Genomic DNA, 16,703 nt, shown 5'->3' on the forward strand with positions numbered 1-16,703 from the left:
ACGACGCGTGTGGCCTCCATCGACTGCGGGACCAACTCGATCCGACTGCTGGTCGCCGACCTGCCCGACCCGTCCGCCGGGCCGGAGGCGCCGCTGGTCGACCTGAGCCGCCGGATGGAGATCGTCCGGCTCGGCCAGGGCGTCGACCGGACGGGCCGCCTCGCGCCCGAGGCGATCGAGCGGACCCGGGTCGCGCTGGCGTCCTACGCCAGCGAGATCGAGAAGCTGGGCGCGGAGCGGGTGCGGATGTGCGCCACCTCGGCGTCCCGGGACGCCTCCAACGCCGGGGACTTCCGGGCCATGGTGGAGCGGACCCTCGGCGTGGCCCCCGAGGTGGTCACCGGCGACGAGGAGGCGCGGCTCTCCTTCACCGGCGCGGTGCGCGGCCTGCCCGCCGACGCCCGGCCGCCGTACCTGGTCGTCGACATCGGCGGCGGGTCCACAGAGTTCGTGGTCGGCACCCGCTCCGGCGGCGTCGAGGCGGCGATCTCGGTGGACATCGGCTGCGTCCGGATGACCGAGCGGCACCTGCACGGCGACCCGCCCGGCCCGGACGAGATCGCCGCCGCGCAGGCCGACATCACGGCCGCCGTGGACCGCGCGCTGGAGGCCGTGCCGGGGCGGCAGGCCGCCACCCTGGTCGGGCTCGCCGGCTCGGTCACCACCGTCGTGGCCCTCGCCGAGGGCCTGACCGAGTACGAGCCGGAGCGCATCCACCACGCCCGGGTGTCGTACGACGCGGTGGCGCGGGTGACCGCCGACCTGCTCGGCAAGACCCGCGAGCAGCGGCTCGCCACCCCGGTGATGCACCCGGGGCGGGCCGACGTGATCGGCGCGGGCGCCCTGGTGCTGCGCGTGATCATGGAGCGCGCCGGGATGCCCTCGGTGGTGGCCTCGGAGCATGACATCCTCGACGGCATCGCCTGGAGCCTGCTGCCCACCGCCGGCTAGCCGATCCCCGGCAGCGCCACTTCTCCGGCCCGGCTTCCGGCCGCTGTCGGCGGCGCGATCGACCGGCCCTGGCGCCCACCAGCACCTGGGCATGTTCGTGAAGCCGATCGTGTTCCGCGTCATTCGGGTTCACGACTGGCCCACGTACGACGGGTGGCTCTGGGCGGACGGCTACCAGCTCGACGGGCATGGGGACGCGGTTGCCCGGCGGTCCCAGTTCGTCATGTTCGCCGGGTTGCAGTGGCTGAACAAGTCGGCCATTGGGCGGCCGGCCCACCGTCAACCCGTACCCCGGTCTCGTGCGCGGGCGGGGTGAAGTCCAGGCCCGGCAGAGTCGCGGAGTGTCCGGTACCGCGCATATCGAAGCCAGTACGCGGATGTCTCCGGCGCGGCCCTCGCCGCGTAGTCGGCCACCCTGTCCCGCCGCCGCTCCCGTCCCACAGAAGCCCCGTCCCGCCGCGCTGGCCCCCGCCCCCAACCCTGCGGTTCCCACCCGAACTAACTCCACATCCCAGGAACTCCGTTCCGCATCTTAGGATGACCGGAGATCTTGGAAGGAAACGGCCCTCCCGGGGGCCACTTCCTTCCAAGATCTCCCGTGCGGTCAGTCGCAGCCCCGGCTTGGCACCGAAAAAGGCGCTTCTGTTCGTGGTGTGCGGCATGCGGGATGGGGCCTCGGTCTCGCCGGACCTCAGCTATCCCACAGCTCCCGCGAATGCCCCGAAAGTCGCCGCCACGCCGCCCACGCCGTCCATGTCGCCCACGCCGTCCATGTCGCCGCCCACGCCGTCCATGTCGCCCATGCCGTTCATGCCGTTCATGCCGTCCCCCACACTGGGTGGTTCGGCGAATGCCCGCCAGCTTGGTGGGGGGACATGCCGGGCGGCCCCTATGGAGCTGCCCCGTTTGTGCTAGCGACGGAGCGGGAGCGCAGACGGGGCAGCTCCATAGGGGCCAAAGGAGGGTAGGTCGACCCGGCAGGGGCCGATGTTGTCATCCTCAAGGGCACGCACCGATCAACTACCTGTTGGCCCGGGGCCTGGCCGGGAGCCGCCGCAGTTCCTCCCACGCGGTGCTGTCTCCGGCGGACGTCGAGGCCACCGGAGGCCAGGAGTCAGCGGCTCAGTCGTTGGTAGCGGCGCACCGCCAGCGGAGCGAACGTCGCGATCAGGAGCACCGGCCACACCACCGCCAACAGCATCGCGTGCTCTGCCGGCCACGAGTCGCCACCTATGCCCGGATTGCCGAACAGTTGGCGGATCGCAGCGACGGTTGCGGACAGCGGGTTCCACTCCGAGATCGCACCGATCCACCGCGGCATCAACTCGGGCGACACGAAGACGTTGGAGATCGCGGTGAGCGGAAAAGCCGCTGGGAAGACGATCACCCCGACCGTGTCCGGGTTGCGGACCAGCAGCGCCAGGTAGATCCCGATCCAGGTGATCGCGACTCGCAGCAACAGGAGGAGCCCGACGGCGAGCAACGCTCTGCCCGCGCCGTCACGCCACTGCCAGCCGACGAGCAGGCCACAGACCAGCAGGGTGGACATCTCCAGCAGGGCGCGCAGCAGATCCGCGGCACTGCGGCCGGTCATCAGGGCGGAACGCGCCATCGGCATCGACCTGAACCGGTCGACAACACCCCGGCTGAGGTCGAACGCCACGCCGGTCGCGGTGGCGCCAAGGCCGTACAGCATCGTCATCACGAAGACCCCGGGCAACAGGAACTCGCGATAGTTGCCGCCACCTGGCACCTGCATGCCGCTGCCGAACACGTATCCGAAGACCAGCACGAACATGATCGGCAGCGAGAAGTAGAGGATCAGCTCCTCCGGCGCGCGGATCACGTGGGTCATGTTCCGCCTGGTCATCGTCCAGCCGTCGGCAATTGCGGAGCGTACCCGCGCCAGCGGTGTCCGCGCGGACACCGGCGGGGCTGGGGCGGTCGTCGTCCCGCGGGATCGGGCTGCGGTCGTCATGCCGCGTCCGCCTTTCGTCCGGCGTCGACGGGCTCGCCGGCCTCGTCGGGACGGCGTCCGGTCAGGTGCAGGAACGCCTCGTCCAGCGTCGCGCGGCGCAGGCCGATGTCCTCGACCGCGATTCCCGCGTCGTCCACCGCCCGCACCACGTCGACCAACCCGGCGACCCGGTCGGCCACGGGCGCGCTGAGTCGCCGGATCTCCGGATCATGCTCGGGCTCCGTGGCACAGATCCGTGCGACGATCCCGACGGCCCGGGTCAGGTCGGCCGCGTCGCGCACGACCACCTCGATCCGGTCACCGCCGGTCATCGACTTCAGCTCGTCCGGCGTGCCCTCGGCCGCCACCCGCCCGGCGTCGATCACCGCGATCCGGTTGGCGAGCTGATCGGCCTCTTCCAGGTACTGCGTGGTCCGCAACACCGTGGCCCCGTCCGCCACCAGGGCTCGGACGATGTCCCACACCTGGTTGCGGCTGCGCGGGTCCAGGCCGGTGGTCGGCTCGTCGAGGAAGAGCACGTGCGGCGGGCGGATCAGGCAGGCGGCGAGGTCCAGCCGGCGGCGCATCCCACCCGAATACTCACCCGCGGACCGGCTCGCCGCCTCGTCGAGCCCGAACCGTTCCAGCAGTTCACCGGCGCGCTGGCGGGCCGCGCGGCGGCCGAGTTTGAACAGCCGGCCGAACAGCTCCAGGTTCTGCCGGCCGCTGAGGGTCTCGTCGACCGCGGCGTACTGCCCGGTCAGCCCGATCCGGGCACGCACCTCGTCCGGCTGACGCACCACGTCGAATCCGGCCACGGTGGCCCGGCCGGCATCGAAGCGCAGCAGCGTGGCGAGGATCCGCACGGCGGTGGTCTTCCCGGCGCCGTTCGGTCCCAGCAGCCCGTACACCGTGCCGGTCGGCACGGTCAGGTCAAAATCGTCGAGCGCGCGGGTCGGGCCGTACCGCTTGCCCAGCCCCTCCGCGACCACTTCGAATGTCGTCATGCCCCCACGGTGCGCGTCGGCGCTGACGGCTCACGCACCGTCGGCTGACGGCGGCGTACCGCCCGGTGCGGCCCGGGCCGCGGCGTTCTCCGCCTCGGTGATCTGGTCGAGGACGAGGATGATCTCCGAACGCGTGGCCTCGCCGATGTACCAGCCGGTGAGCCCGCCGGCCAGCGCCGCCTCGCACAGCCGCCTGGCCTCGGCGAGATCTCCGCGCGACCGCGCTACCTGGGCGAGGCCGAGGCGAGCGCCGGATATGAACTCCGGCGCGCCACCGCGCTGCGCGAGGAGCAGTGCGCGGGCGAAGTCGTCCTGCGCCGCGGCGAGGTCACCGGCGCGCAGCCTTATCTCGCCCCGGGTACGCCGCATGTCGGCCTCGTCGACGGTCGACCCGAGTTCATCGGCCAGCTCCATGGCCTGGTCCAGGAACGCGCTCGCCGCTCCCGGATCACCCTGCCCGGCCGCGAGTTCGCCGATCGCACCGAACGTGATCATCGACCCCCACCGGTCGCCGATGCTCCGGAAGCCGGCGAGCGCGGTGACCAGCGCGGTCCTCGCCCGGTCCCACTCACCATTGGACATCCGCGCCGAGCCGACTCCCATCGCGCCGAGCGCATCGATCCACGGGTCCGAGCCGACCACCCGCTGCAGCTCCCGCGTCAGTTCGTCGACGTCCTCCGTGACCCCGGTCGGCGGTCCGGTCGCGATCCCGGACAGATAGAGCAGGAAGGGCTGCCGAGGTGGCCGGTCGAGGCTGTGGATCAGGGAGCGCTGCGATCCGAGGGGCGGCGGCAGACGGCCGGAACCGCCGAGCGAGGCGTGGTAGACGCACAGGGCGAACTCCTCGCGCAGATTGGGTGGCGCCTCGGCGCCGAGCACGTCGAGGACATCGCCGGCCAGTCTGGCCCCTTCGCCGCGCATGCCGCGCAGCCACCAGTAGAACGACAGGGCCGCGACCATCCCGGCCGCGTCAGGCGCGTCACCGGACCCGGTGGCGCGACGCAGCGCCGCATGCAGGTTGTCCCGCTCGGCGTCGAGCCGCCGTAGCCACTCCAACTGCTCCGCCCGGCGAAGGTGGCCGTCGGCGGTCCAGGCGAACTCCAAGAAGTACGCGGCGTGCGCGCGGCGCAGCTGGTCGGCCTCACCGGCTTCGGTGAGCCGCTCGGCGCAGAAGGCGCGCACCGTCTCGAGCATCCGGTACCGGCCGACACTCAACTCCACGAAGGACTTGTCGGCCAGGCCGGCCAGCGCGTCGACGAACTCGGCGGTAGGCAGGCCACAGACCCGCTCGGCCGCCTCCACCGTGGTACCACCGGCGAACACGGTCAGTCGTCGGGCCAGCTTCCGTTCGGCATCGTCGAGCAGGTCCCAGCTCCACTCGACCACCGCGCGGAGCGTCCGGTGCCGCTGCGTCGCCGCCCGGCTGCCCATCGACAGCAGCCGGAACCGATCGTCGAGGCGGGCGGCCACCTCGGCGACCGGCAGCGCCCGCAGCCGCGCGGCGGCCAGTTCGATCGCCAGCGGCAGGCCGTCGAGGGCACGGCAGATCCGCAGCACCATCTCGACGTTGGCCGACGTGACCGTGAAGTCGGGCGCGACGTCGGCGGCCCGCTGGGCGAACAGCCTGACCGCGGCGTAATCGTGGGCCTCGACCACCGACGCGCCGGGCGGCGGCAGGGTGAGCCCGGACACCGGGCACAACGCCTCGCCGGCCAGCCCGAGCGGCTCGCGACTCGTGGTGAGGACGCGTAGCGCCGGACACGCGCTCAGCAACCGTGCGACCAACCGGGCCGCATCGGCGATGACGTGCTCACAGTTGTCGAGCACGAGCAGCAGCCGCCGCTCGGCCAGTGCCGCGACCAGCCGGTCGGTGGAGTCCCGGCCAGGCTCGGCCGGGGCGCGCAGGCCCGCATCGCGCAGGCCGAGCGCGCTCAGCACCGCCTGCGGTACGTCCGCACCGTGGGCCAGCGAGGCCAGCTCGACGAGACGGACCTGGCTGTCTGGACGGCTCGCGGCCTCGATCGCCAACCGCGTCTTGCCCGCTCCCCCGGGGCCGACGAGAGTGATCAGCCTTCGCTCGCCGAGCAACTCGCCAACGCGCTTGAGCTCCTCCTCCCGCCCGACGAACGTGGTGAGCTGGCTCGGTAGCCCGGGTTCGGGTTCCTCGCGCGTGGCCGGGCGTTCCTCGCCGCGCAGCACGTCCAGGTGGATCGCGGCCAGCGCGGCCGACGGGTCGGCGCCGAGTTCCTCGGCCAGCGTGCGCCGGGCGTCCTCGAACTCGGCGAGTGCCTCGGCCGGCCGGCCTGAGGCGGACAGGGCGCGGATGAGCTGGCCCCGCGGTCGCTCCCGCAACGGATGTGCGGCGACCAGCTGCCGCAGCTCCGCTACCAGGGCGGCATGCCCGCCCAGCGCCAGCTCCGCCTCGATGCGATCCTCGTTGGCGGCCAGCCGCACCTCGTCCAGCCGGGCCGCTTGCGCGGGTGCACCGGCCACGTCGATGACGTCGGCCAGGGCCGGACCGCGCCACAGGTCCAGCGCCTCGCCCAACACGACCGTGGCGCGCAGCCAGTCGCCGCCGGCGAGCGCGCGGTGCCCCGTCTCGGCGAGGCTCTCGAACCGGTACGCGTCGACGTCAGCGGGATCCACGGCGAGGCGATAACCGGCTGGGTGGAACTCGACCGTGTGCTCTGCGGGCAGGGCCTGACGCAGCCGCGACACCTGGGACTGGAGCGCGTTGGACGCGCCGCGGGGCGGATGCTCGCCGTACAGGCCTTCGATCAGGCGATCGGCGGACACCACCCGGCCCGCGTCGAGCAGGAGCAGCGCGAGCAGGGCGCGAAGCCGCGGACCGCCCACGGGGATCTCGCGCCCGTCGGCCAGCAGCACCTGAGTCGGACCCAGGACGCAGAAACGCATGGCAGCGATTGTCGCCTACGGCCGGCCTGTTCCTTCCGTGGCTGAGCGCTGACCGCTGAGCGCTGACCGGCGGGCTGCGGACCGGCGGTGTCCCGCCACGCGGGGTCGCCGAGATCGTTGCGGTACTTCGCAATGCGCAGTAGTGTGCAGTGCGTGGATACCACGCAGCTGTTGAAGGGTGTGCTGGATCTCGCGGTCCTGGCCGTGCTCCGGGAGGAGGACGGCTACGGTTACGACATCATGCGTCGCCTGCGGGAGGCCGGCCTGGACGAGGTCGGCGACGCGTCGGTCTACGGCACTCTGCGGCGGCTCTTCGCCGCCGGCCTGCTGACCACCTACGTCGTGCCGAGCGAGTCCGGCCCGCACCGCAAGTACTACTCGCTGAACGCGGCCGGCCGGGACCAGTTGACCCGCTCCGGCAAACTCTGGCGCTCGTTCGCCACCACCATGGACACACTGCTCGACGATCGGGGGGTGACGGCATGACCGTCATGGAGCAGGAGATCGCGGACTACGTGACGCGGGTCCGGGCGGCGCTGGCCGACCTGCCGCCGACGGTCCGGGACGAGCTGACCGAGGACCTGGCCGAGCACCTGGCCGAGGTGGCCGCCGAGGGCGACGGGCCGCTGGCCGAACGGCTGGGCATGCCCGAGGCGTACGCGGCGGAACTGCGGACGGCGGCCGGCGCGGGGGGCCCGGCCGCCGCCCGCAACCTGGACCAGCGGGCCGCCGCCGTCGCTTCCTGGTCCCGCGCCCGGCTGCGCGCGACCGACCTGCGGCTCGGCCCGATCCTCGGGTACGCCACGGCGAGCGAGTACCTGCGGCTGCTCCGCCCCGCCTGGTGGGTCCTGCGCGGATACCTCGCGGCGATGCTGATCACCGTCATCACCACGGGTGCGCCGATCGGGCTGCTGCCGAGGCTGGGCGGCAGCACGCTCGCCGCGCTGCTGCTGCTCGCCGTCTGCGTGGTGGCCTCGGTGTGGCTGGGCAGGCGCACCCCCGTGCTGGGCCGCTGGCCCCGGATCGCGCTCCGCGCGGGCACGGCGATCCTCGCCGTCTTCGCGTTCGCCGGATTCGTGGACGCGGACGACCGGCTCGGCTGGAACGAGTCCGGGTACCAGCCCACCTCGGAACAGGTGCCGTACGTCCGCGACGTCTTCGTCTACGACAGCGAAGGGCGGCTGGTGGAGAACGCCCGCCTGTTCGACCAGGACGGCAACCCGATCCGACTCGGGTACCGGGAGTGCGTACGCGAGGGGCTGCCCGAGGGGACGAAGGCGGTGGTGCCCGTGTACCCGTACTGCCCGGAGTACGCGCCGTTCCGGACCGGTCCGGTCGGGCCGCGCCCGTCGTCCGGTCCGCCGACCGTGGGGCCGGTTCCGTCGTCCGCCGTGCCGACCGAGGGCCCGACGCCGTCCGGCGCGCCGACGGCCGGGTCGCCCCCGTCGGCGGCGGCGACCATCGGCCCGCTGCCCGGCACCGGCGGGCAGGTGCCGACCGCGTCGCCCACGCCCACCTCCTGATTCACACCCACCGGCCACGCGTCGGGGCGTCCGGGTCGCCGGACGCCCCGACGCGCTCGTCCGTGACCCGGGGTGAACCGGGGGTGGAAATTGGCTGAACGGACGAGCCGAACGGGACAGCGCCCCTCGATGTTGATCGCTACGGTGTCGTCTGCTCATCCACCCCTCGGAAGGAACCTCAGTGCCAGAGCAGGTCGCATCGCCCCCCAACCCGCCGTCCGAGGACGCGCCGCGACCCGCCGACCCGCCGGCCGCTGCCAAGGCCGACCCGCCGGCCGCCGCCAAGCCCGCCGCCGCGCAGCCCGTCGGGCCGCCGCCCGCTGCAGAGTCCGCCGCCCCTGGGCAGCCCGCCGCCGGGCTGCCGGCCGCCGGGCAGCCCGCCGCCGGGCCGCCGGGAGACTCCGCGTCGGCCCCGGCCGGGCTGCCGGGCGACGCCGTTCCGGCCGCCGAACTGCCGAAGCAGCCGGAGGGGGAGCCGGAGAAGAAGCGGTCCGTCGGCCGCAAGGTGCTCGGCGTGGTCGGCGTGCTGCTCGCCGTCGGCGTGGTCGCGGCGCTCAAGTTCGGCGTCGGCTCCGCCGTGGCCACCGCGTTCGACAAGGACGGCACCGCCGACGCGAAGACGGGCGACTGCCTCGCCGAACTGCCGGACGTCGCCGAGGGCGAGCGCAAGGACGCCAGCGGCGCCGAGGTGGTCGCCTGCACGTCCAGCCAGGCGGCGTACACGGTGGTGGGTCGGGTGAACGGCCAGACCGAGGCCCAGGCGCGGACGGGGAAGGCCTGCGAGCCGTTCCTCCAGCCGGGCCAGGAGGGCTACTTCTTCTACAACATCAAGCCGGGCAGCACCGGCTACCTGCTCTGCCTGACGAGGAAGGCGGCCTGACCGGGCCGGAACGACGTGCCGGTTCCGGACCCGAAACGGCCCCGCACCGGCGGCTGACGGCGGCGCGGTCTCCCCGCGCCGCCGTCGGTGTTCCGGGAGGCAACGAGCGGTCGAGAGCCGTCGACATACCAGGTGTCACCGGCGGGGGGACAGGAGGTGAATGCCACTGTTCCGGCGTCTTCCCGACGGCGGTCGCGGCGTGGCAGGCTACCGGCACGTAGGAAACACTCTGCGACCAGCCAGCGTTGACTGACCGCTTGGAGGAGCCGATGGGCGAGATGGTGAGCTACGCCAGCCGCGGGGGGACGCGCGAGGGGTATCTCGCGGTACCCTCCGCCGGTGCGGCCAGCCCGGCGGTCATCGTCATCCAGGACTGGTGGGGCCTCGTGCCCCACATCCGGTCGGTCGTGGACCGGTTCGCGGAGGCCGGCTTCGTCGCCCTCGCCCCGGACTTCCGGCGCGGCCAGCCGGCCAGCCGGCCGAGTGAGCCCCGGCACATGCTGAACAGCGCGCAGATGGACGAGGCTGCGGCGGACATCGCCGTCGCGGCGGAGTACCTGGCCGGCCGGACCGAGGTCGCCGGCAAGGCCGGTTGCGTCGGGTTCTGCGCCGGCGCCAGCCTGGCGCTCTGGGCGGCCACCCGGTCCGAGCGGATCGTGGCTACCGCCGCCTTCTACCCGCGACTGCCCTGGGACGGGATGAGCCCACAGTGGAGCGGGTACGCGGGCAAGGATGCCGTCATCCACTGCTCGGAGGCGGACGGCACCTCCACCGCCGACGGCGTGCAGACGGCCCGCCGGGCCGTGGAGACGGCCGGAGGCACCTGCCAGACGTACGACTACCCGGGCACCGCGCACGCCTTCTTCAACGAGGACCGGCCGGAGAGCTTCGACCAGCGGGCCGCCGCCACCGCCTGGGCCCGCACCCTCGAACAGTTCCGGGCGAAGCTTGGCTGAGCCCCGTACCCCGGGCGAGGTGGTCGCGCGCGCCGCGCGGGCGGCCGACCTCGCCGACCTCGACGGCGCGGTCAGCGACTGTTTCGCCTGCCCGCGCCTGGTCGACTGGCGGGAGGAGGTCGCCCGGACGCGGCGGGCGGCGTTCCGCGACCAGCGGTACTGGGGGCGGCCCGTGCCCGGCTTCGGCGCGGCCGACGCCCGGCTCGCGATCCTCGGCCTGGCCCCCGCCGCGCACGGCGGCAACCGCACCGGGCGGATCTTCACCGGGGACCGCTCCGGCGACGTGCTCTTCGCCGCGCTGCACCGCGCGGGCCTGGCCAACCAGCCGACCAGCGTCGCCGCCGACGACGGCCTGGCCCTGCGCGACACCCGGATCTTCGCCGCCGTGCGCTGCGCTCCGCCGGACAACAAGCCCACCCCGTCGGAGCGGGACACCTGCGCGCCGTGGCTGCACCGCGAGGTCGCGCTGATCAGGCCCACCCTGCGCGTCGTGGTCGCGCTCGGCGCGTTCGCCTGGGCCGCGTGGTGGCCGGTGTTGCGCGAGGTGTACGGCGTTCGCCCGCCCAGCCCTCGACCGGCTTTCGGCCATGGGGCACACTGGTCCGGCACGACCGCACCGGCGCTGCTCGGTTGTTACCACGTCAGCCAGCAGAACACCTTTACCGGGCGGTTGACCCCGGGGATGCTGGACGACGTGTTCGCCCGGGCGAGGCAGTTGGCCGGGGTGGACTGACGGCGTGGGGCGGTGGCGATGGACCTCAGCGTGCTGCGCAGGTGGTGGCCGGTCGGCGCGGTGGCCGCCCTGCTCGCCGTCGCCGCGCTGGCCGCCGGCCACTCGTCGCTCGGCGCCAGCCGCATCCCGCCCGCCGACAACATCCCGTACGTGCCGGACTACCCGTCGGTGCAGCCGCCGTCCTCGATCCCGGCCGAGCCGCGCGACGCCGGGGAGGCCACCCGCGCGCACATCCCCGAGTGGCTCGGCACCGTCGCGGTGGTGCTGCTCGGCCTGGCGATCGCCGTCGCCCTCGGCTACCTGACCTGGACCCTGGTCCGGGGGATGGCCCGCCGCACCACCCGGGCGCTGCCGTCGCGCCGGGCCCGGCGCACCGCCGAGGGAACCGCCCGCGAGGTGGTCGCCGCGCTCGACGCCGGCCTGGTCGAGCTGGACGACGCCGACGTCGACCCGCGTACCGCCGTGATCGCCTGCTGGGTGCGCCTGGAGGAGGCCGCCGACGCGGCCGGGGTGGTCCGGCGGACCGGGGACACCTCCACCGACCTGGTGACCCGGCTGCTGCGCGGCGACCCCGAGGCGGGGATCCCGGCGATCGTCAGCGCCGACGTGCTGGCCGAGTTCGCCCACGTCTACCGCGAGGCCCGGTACGCCACCCGCCCTGTCGACGAGCGCACCCGCGACCAGGCCCGGGCCGCGCTGCGCCGGCTGCGCGGCGAGCTGACCGCCGTGGCCGCCGGCGAACCGGTCGAGGGGGCGTCGGCATGAGCGCCGGCATCGACGACCTGCTCACCTTCGAGGAGGAGCCGCCGCCGCAGGCCCAGGTCACCCAGGGGGGCCGGGTCAGGGGCGTGCTGCGGACCCTCGCGGTGACCGGGGCGCTCACCGCGGTCGCGGTCGCCGGGCTGCGCACGGTCGGCCTCCAGGTCTCGCTGGCGGTTGTCGTCGCCGGGGTGGTCGCGCTGCTCGCCGTCCGCCGGGTCACCGCCGCGCTCGCCCCGCCGCCCCCGCCCCGGGTCGGGGCCCGCGCGCCCGCCGGCGAGGAGGACGGTCACTACCACTGGGCCGCCCGGGACGCGCTGCGCGCCGCGATCAACGGCTGGGAACGGCCGCTGGACTGGTCGTCGGGCCGGCCGGAGCGGTTCGCCGAGCGGCTCCTGCCCCGCCTCGGCGAGCTGGCCGACGAGCGGCTGCGCCAGCGGCACGGCGTCACCCGCGAGTCCGACCCGGCCCGCGCCCGCGCCCTGCTCGGGGACCGGCTCTCGATGTTCCTCGACACCCCACCCCGCCGCACCCCGTCGCCGCGCGACCTCGCGGCGATCGTCGCCGAACTGGAGAAGATCTGATGAACGACGTGGACCGCACCCTGCCCACCGTCGAGGTCGGCCGCCTGGCCCGGGCGGTGCTGGACGCGGTCGGCTCGGTCGTGGTCGGCAAGCGGGAGACCCTGGAGCTGGTCCTCGCCGGCATCCTGGCCGGCGGCCACGTGCTGCTGGAGGACCTGCCCGGGTTGGGCAAGACGCTGACCGCCCGCTGCTTCGCCCAGGCCCTCGGGCTGGACTTCCGCCGTCTCCAGTTCACCCCCGACCTGCTGCCCGCCGACGTCACCGGCTCGTTCCTGTACGACCAGCGCACCGGCGACTTCTCCTTCCGGGCCGGCCCGGTCTTCACCAACCTGCTGCTCGCCGACGAGATCAACCGGACGCCGCCGAAGACCCAGTCGGCGCTGCTGGAGGCCATGCAGGAGAAGCAGGTCTCCGTGGAGGGCGTCACCTACCGGCTGGACGAGCCGTTCCACGTCCTGGCCACCGCCAACCCGATCGAGTACGAGGGGACGTACCCGCTGCCGGAGGCGCAGCTCGACCGGTTCCTGCTGCGGGTGTCGTTCGGCTATCCGGACCGGGAGGAGGAGTGGGACGTGCTGCGCCGGCGGATCGCCCGCCGCCGCGAGGAGGCCGAGATCAAGCCGGTCGTCGACGCCGCCACCCTGCGGGCCATGCAGGCCGCGCTGGAGGACGTGGTGGTGGAGGACTCCATCGGCCGGTACATCGTGCAGTTGACCGCGGCCACCCGGGAGCACCCGTCGGTGCTGGTCGGGGCTTCTCCACGTGGCTCGTTGGCGCTGCTGCTGCTGGCCCGGGCCAGGGCGGTCTTCGCCGGCCGGGACTACGTGGTGCCGGAGGACGTCAAGGAGGTGGCCGCGCCTGCCCTGGCGCACCGGATCACGCTGCGCCCGGAGATGTGGCTGCGCCGGGTCGACCCGTCCTTCGTCGTCGGCGAGGTGCTCGACCAGACCCCGGCCCCGGCCAGCGGCGCGCTTCCGAGCTACGCCGCCGGCGGGCCGGGACGCTGACGGCCGTGCCCACTGACGAGGGGCAGCAGCCGGCGGCGGGCTGGGCGCCGACCCGGGCGCTCGGCCGGGCGGTGCTGCTCACCGGCCTGCTGCTGATCGCCGGGGTGTTACTCGGCCGGGTCGACCTGGTCGTGCTGGCCGCGCCGTTCGCGCTCGGCACCGCGTACGCGCTGCGCCGCCGGCCGACCGCCGGGCCGCAGGTGTGGGTCGCCGCCGACGAGGCGCACCTGGTCGAGGGCGGCGAGTTCACCGGCACGGTCACCGTCGGCAACCCGGACACCGTGGGGTACGACGTCGCCGTGGTCCGCACCCGCGTCTCGCCCTGGCTGCTGGTCGAGCGCGCCCAGGTCGGCGGGGCCCGGGTCGACCTGTCCCGCAGCGGGGTGGACCGGCCCTTCGTCACCGTCGTGGACACCGGCACCGCCGTCGACCTGGAGCTGACCGGGAAGGCCCGGCGCTGGGGCCGGCACCCCGTCGGCCCGGCCGGCGCCCGGGTCGCCGCCGCGGGCGGGCTGCTGGTCTCCCGGGCGGCGGTCACCGAGCCGGCCCGGGTGCGGGTGTACCCGAGGACGGAGCCGTTCGAGGCGGTGGAGGCGATGCCCCGGGCCGCTGGCTTGGTCGGCGCGCACCACTCCCGCCGCCCGGGCGAGGGCGGTGAGCTGGCCGGCGTGCGGGTCTTCGGCCCCGGCGACCGGCTGCGCCGCATCGACTGGCGGGTCTCGCTGCGGGCCCGGCAGCTGCATGTGGCGGCCACCCTGTCGGACCGGGATGCCGAGGTGGTGGTCCTGTTGGACGTGCTCGCCGAGGCGGGCCGCTCGGGTGGCGTCGGCGGGGCCGCCTCGGTGTTGGACACGACCGTCCGGGCCGCCGCCGCGATCGGCGAGCACTACCTGCACCGGGGCGACCGGGTGGCGATGCTGGAGTACGGGCCGGCTGCCCGCCGGCTGCGCGCCGCGTCCGGCCGGCGACAGTACCTGACGCTGCTGGAGTGGCTGCTCGACGTGCGCGCCGAGGCGTCCCCGCACGAGCCGTACGACCAGATCTTCGGGCCGCACCTGCTCTCCTCGGACGCGCTGGTGGTGGTGCTCACCCCGCTGCTGGACGAGCGGTCCGCCCAGATGTTGGCCCGGCTGGCCCGGTCCGGGCGGTTCGTGGTGGCCGTGGACACGCTCCCGGCCGACCTCGCACCGCCGGGTCGGCAGGGCTGGGCCGAGGTGGCCTTCCGGCTGTGGCGGCTGGACCGGGACACGATGATCGGCCAGCTCCGCGAGCACGGCGTGCCGGTGGTCCGCTGGGCCGGCGCGGGCAGCCTGGACCAGGTGCTGCGGGACGTGGCCCGGCTCGCCACCGCCCCCCGGGTGGGCGCCCGGTGACGGCCGCGAGGACGAGGGGGCGGAACCGGTGAATCCGGTCGAGGTGGTGACGGAACGGGCCAGGGCGGCGCGCTCGGCGGTGATCCGGGTGAGCCTGGCGCCGCTGCTGGTCCGCGCCGGAATCTTCGGCACGGTGCTGGCCGGCCTGCTGCTGGCGTACCCGGTGCAGGTCCTCCTCGCCGGGCGGCCGCTGGCGGCCCTCGTGGTGGTGGCGCTGCTGCCGGCGGTCGGGCCGCGCCGCGTCTGGCCGACCTTCGCCGCCCTGGTCACGGTGGGCGGGTGGCTGCTGTCCACCGAGGGGTACGGCCGGCCGGTCGCGCTGTGGCGGCTGCTCGCCGTGGCGGTGGCGCTCTACCTGGCCCACTCGTTGTGCGCGCTGGCCGCCCTGCTGCCGTACGACGCGGTGGTGGACCCGGAAGTGGTCGTGCGCTGGCTCACCCGGGCCGGTGGGGTGCTGCTCGCCTCGGCGGTGCTCGGGGTGCTCCTGGTCGAGGTGTCGGGCGTCGGTGGGGACCGCGGCTTCCTCGCCGCGACCGTGGTGGGACTGCTGGTCGCGGTGGCGCTCAGCGTGCTGCTGAGGTGGCTGTTGCGTCGCAGATAACGGGACGGCGGGGGGACGTCGCGCAGTTCACATGTGTTGTGCTCCGTCACAGAAGGGGGTCTCGGACGGGATTACCCGACTCGCCCGGGGAAAGATGGATGACGTGAACCCGAAGCGGATCCTTGTCGTCGGTGCCGGGCACGTCGGTCTCTACGCCGCCCTGCGTCTGTCGAAGAAGCTCTCCTCAAGTGAGGCGGAGGTCGTCGTCGTCGACCCGCAGCCCCACATGACGTACCAGCCGTTCCTCCCGGAGGCGGCGGCGGGCAACATCTCCCCCCGGCACTCCGTGGTGCCGCTGCGGCGGGAGTTGCGCCGGTGCAAGGTGGTGGCGGGTACGGTCACGCGGATCGAGCACGACCGCAAGGTGGCCACGGTGCAGCCGATCAGCGGCCCGACCACGGAGATCGCCTACGACCACGTGATCGTGGCCCCCGGCGCGGTCTCCCGGACGCTGCCGATTCCCGGCCTGCACGAGCACGGCATCGGCTTCAAGACCATCGGCGAAGCCATCTACCTGCGCAACCACGTGCTGGACCGGCTCGACGTGGCCGCCGCCACGCCGGATCCGGACGTCCGGCGCAGCGCGCTGACGTTCACCTTCGTCGGCGGCGGGTACGCGGGCATCGAGGCGCTGGCCGAGATGGAGGACATGGCCCGGGACGCCCTGCGTTACTACCCGGAGCTGAAGCCGGAGGACATGCGCTGGGTGCTGGTCGAGGCGACCCAGCGGGTGCTGCCCGAGGTCGACCGGGACATGGGCGCCTACACGGTGCAGCAGTTGCTGAAGCGGAACATGGACATCCGGCTGGACACCCGCCTGGAGTCCTGCGTCGACGGGGTGGTGAAGCTCTCCGACGGTGACAGCTTCCGCTCGGACACGATCGTCTGGACGGCCGGCGTCAAGCCGTCGCCGATGCTCGACGCGACCGACTTCCCGCGCGACGAGCGCCGCCGGGTCACCTGCCTGCCGACCCTCCAGGTCGTCGACGGCGACCGGGTGGTCGAGGGCGCGTGGAGCGCCGGCGACTGCGCGGCGGTGCCGGACCTGACCAAGGAGCCGGGCAACTTCTGCTCGCCGAGCGCCCAGCATGCGGTGCGCCAGGCCGCCCGGATGGCCGACAACATCGCGAACGTGGTCCGCGGGCGCCAGCCGGTGGAATACAAGCACAAGCACGCGGGCAGCGTGGCGAGCCTCGGCCTGTACAAGGGCGTGGCCCAGGTGTACGGCATCAAGATGACCGGCCTGCCGGCGTGGTTCATGCACCGGACGTACCACATGAGCCGGATCCCGTCGTTCAACCGCAAGGTCCGGGTCGTGGTCGACTGGTCGCTGGCGTTCTTCCTCAAGCGCGAGGTGGTCGCCCTGGGCCAGTTGCACGACCCGCGCGAGGAGTTCGTCGAGGCGTCCCAGCCGGTCGCCCCCCGCGTCTGATTCGCACGAAGAGTGGGCCCCCTC

Annotated in this window: 17 protein-coding genes; 13 read left to right on the forward strand and 4 right to left on the reverse strand. The window is 73.9% G+C overall.

The window, feature by feature from the left end; translation table 11 throughout:
- Positions 1 to 9: 9 nt before the first annotated feature.
- Both ACH4T9_RS02325 and ACH4T9_RS02330 read left to right on the forward strand, forming a co-directional pair.
- The gene (locus ACH4T9_RS02325) at positions 10 to 951 is read left to right on the forward strand and encodes an exopolyphosphatase (RefSeq protein ID WP_396669882.1); all 942 of its coding nucleotides are present in this window, start codon (positions 10 to 12) and stop codon (positions 949 to 951) included.
- A 91-nt stretch (positions 952 to 1,042) separates the two neighbouring features.
- Positions 1,043 to 1,267 carry a hypothetical protein gene (locus ACH4T9_RS02330; RefSeq protein ID WP_396669395.1) on the forward strand — a complete coding sequence of 75 codons (225 nt, stop codon included), beginning with the start codon at positions 1,043 to 1,045 and terminating at the stop codon, positions 1,265 to 1,267.
- A gap of 379 nt (positions 1,268 to 1,646) precedes the next feature.
- Here ACH4T9_RS02330 and ACH4T9_RS02335 read toward each other — a convergent pair whose 3' ends face one another.
- The 4 genes from ACH4T9_RS02335 to ACH4T9_RS02350 form a co-directional block, all read right to left on the reverse strand.
- Positions 1,647 to 1,772 carry a hypothetical protein gene (locus ACH4T9_RS02335; protein ID WP_396669396.1) on the reverse strand — a complete coding sequence of 42 codons (126 nt, stop codon included), beginning with the start codon at positions 1,770 to 1,772 and terminating at the stop codon, positions 1,647 to 1,649.
- 293 nt (positions 1,773 to 2,065) lie between these two features.
- Complete coding sequence (locus tag ACH4T9_RS02340; protein ID WP_396669397.1) at positions 2,066 to 2,821, reverse strand: ABC transporter permease; 756 nt, start codon at positions 2,819 to 2,821, stop codon at positions 2,066 to 2,068.
- A gap of 104 nt (positions 2,822 to 2,925) precedes the next feature.
- Positions 2,926 to 3,915, reverse strand: coding sequence for an ATP-binding cassette domain-containing protein (locus ACH4T9_RS02345; protein ID WP_396669398.1), 990 nt, complete (start codon positions 3,913 to 3,915; stop codon positions 2,926 to 2,928).
- A 30-nt stretch (positions 3,916 to 3,945) separates the two neighbouring features.
- Positions 3,946 to 6,831, reverse strand: coding sequence for a BTAD domain-containing putative transcriptional regulator (locus ACH4T9_RS02350; protein ID WP_396669399.1), 2,886 nt, complete (start codon positions 6,829 to 6,831; stop codon positions 3,946 to 3,948).
- 153 nt (positions 6,832 to 6,984) lie between these two features.
- Here ACH4T9_RS02350 and ACH4T9_RS02355 point away from each other — a divergent pair, with 153 nt between their 5' ends.
- The 11 genes from ACH4T9_RS02355 (at position 6,985) to ACH4T9_RS02405 (ending at position 16,679) form a co-directional block, all read left to right on the forward strand.
- Positions 6,985 to 7,317 (forward strand): PadR family transcriptional regulator, encoded by a 333-nt coding sequence (locus ACH4T9_RS02355; RefSeq protein WP_396669400.1) that lies wholly within the window; start codon positions 6,985 to 6,987, stop codon positions 7,315 to 7,317.
- Entirely contained in the window at positions 7,314 to 8,354 is a 1,041-nt protein-coding gene (locus ACH4T9_RS02360) for an HAAS signaling domain-containing protein (protein ID WP_396669401.1), read from the forward strand. Before ACH4T9_RS02355 ends, ACH4T9_RS02360 begins: the two co-directional genes overlap by 4 nt.
- A 181-nt stretch (positions 8,355 to 8,535) precedes the next feature.
- Positions 8,536 to 9,234: a hypothetical protein gene (locus tag ACH4T9_RS02365; RefSeq protein WP_396669402.1), complete on the forward strand. Its 699-nt coding sequence runs from the start codon at positions 8,536 to 8,538 to the stop codon at positions 9,232 to 9,234.
- 269 nt (positions 9,235 to 9,503) lie between these two features.
- Positions 9,504 to 10,190: a dienelactone hydrolase family protein gene (locus ACH4T9_RS02370; RefSeq protein ID WP_396669403.1), complete on the forward strand. Its 687-nt coding sequence runs from the start codon at positions 9,504 to 9,506 to the stop codon at positions 10,188 to 10,190.
- A gap of 19 nt (positions 10,191 to 10,209) precedes the next feature.
- Positions 10,210 to 10,923, forward strand: coding sequence for a uracil-DNA glycosylase (locus ACH4T9_RS02375; RefSeq protein WP_396669883.1), 714 nt, complete (start codon positions 10,210 to 10,212; stop codon positions 10,921 to 10,923).
- 18 nt (positions 10,924 to 10,941) lie between these two features.
- Positions 10,942 to 11,688, forward strand: coding sequence for a DUF4129 domain-containing protein (locus ACH4T9_RS02380; protein WP_396669884.1), 747 nt, complete (start codon positions 10,942 to 10,944; stop codon positions 11,686 to 11,688).
- Complete coding sequence (locus ACH4T9_RS02385; RefSeq protein WP_396669404.1) at positions 11,685 to 12,266, forward strand: hypothetical protein; 582 nt, start codon at positions 11,685 to 11,687, stop codon at positions 12,264 to 12,266. The genes ACH4T9_RS02380 and ACH4T9_RS02385 overlap by 4 nt, the downstream gene beginning before the upstream one ends.
- Positions 12,266 to 13,273: an AAA family ATPase gene (locus ACH4T9_RS02390; RefSeq protein ID WP_396669405.1), complete on the forward strand. Its 1,008-nt coding sequence runs from the start codon at positions 12,266 to 12,268 to the stop codon at positions 13,271 to 13,273. Before ACH4T9_RS02385 ends, ACH4T9_RS02390 begins: the two co-directional genes overlap by 1 nt.
- Positions 13,270 to 14,646 (forward strand): DUF58 domain-containing protein, encoded by a 1,377-nt coding sequence (locus tag ACH4T9_RS02395; RefSeq protein ID WP_396669885.1) that lies wholly within the window; start codon positions 13,270 to 13,272, stop codon positions 14,644 to 14,646. The genes ACH4T9_RS02390 and ACH4T9_RS02395 overlap by 4 nt, the downstream gene beginning before the upstream one ends.
- A 28-nt stretch (positions 14,647 to 14,674) precedes the next feature.
- Positions 14,675 to 15,247: a hypothetical protein gene (locus ACH4T9_RS02400; protein WP_396669406.1), complete on the forward strand. Its 573-nt coding sequence runs from the start codon at positions 14,675 to 14,677 to the stop codon at positions 15,245 to 15,247.
- A gap of 103 nt (positions 15,248 to 15,350) precedes the next feature.
- Positions 15,351 to 16,679 (forward strand): NAD(P)/FAD-dependent oxidoreductase, encoded by a 1,329-nt coding sequence (locus ACH4T9_RS02405; protein ID WP_396669407.1) that lies wholly within the window; start codon positions 15,351 to 15,353, stop codon positions 16,677 to 16,679.
- Positions 16,680 to 16,703 lie beyond the last annotated feature (24 nt).

Origin of the sequence: Micromonospora sp. NPDC020750 (assembly GCF_044334565.1) — a bacterium.
Classification (GTDB): Bacteria; Actinomycetota; Actinomycetes; order Mycobacteriales; family Micromonosporaceae; genus Micromonospora.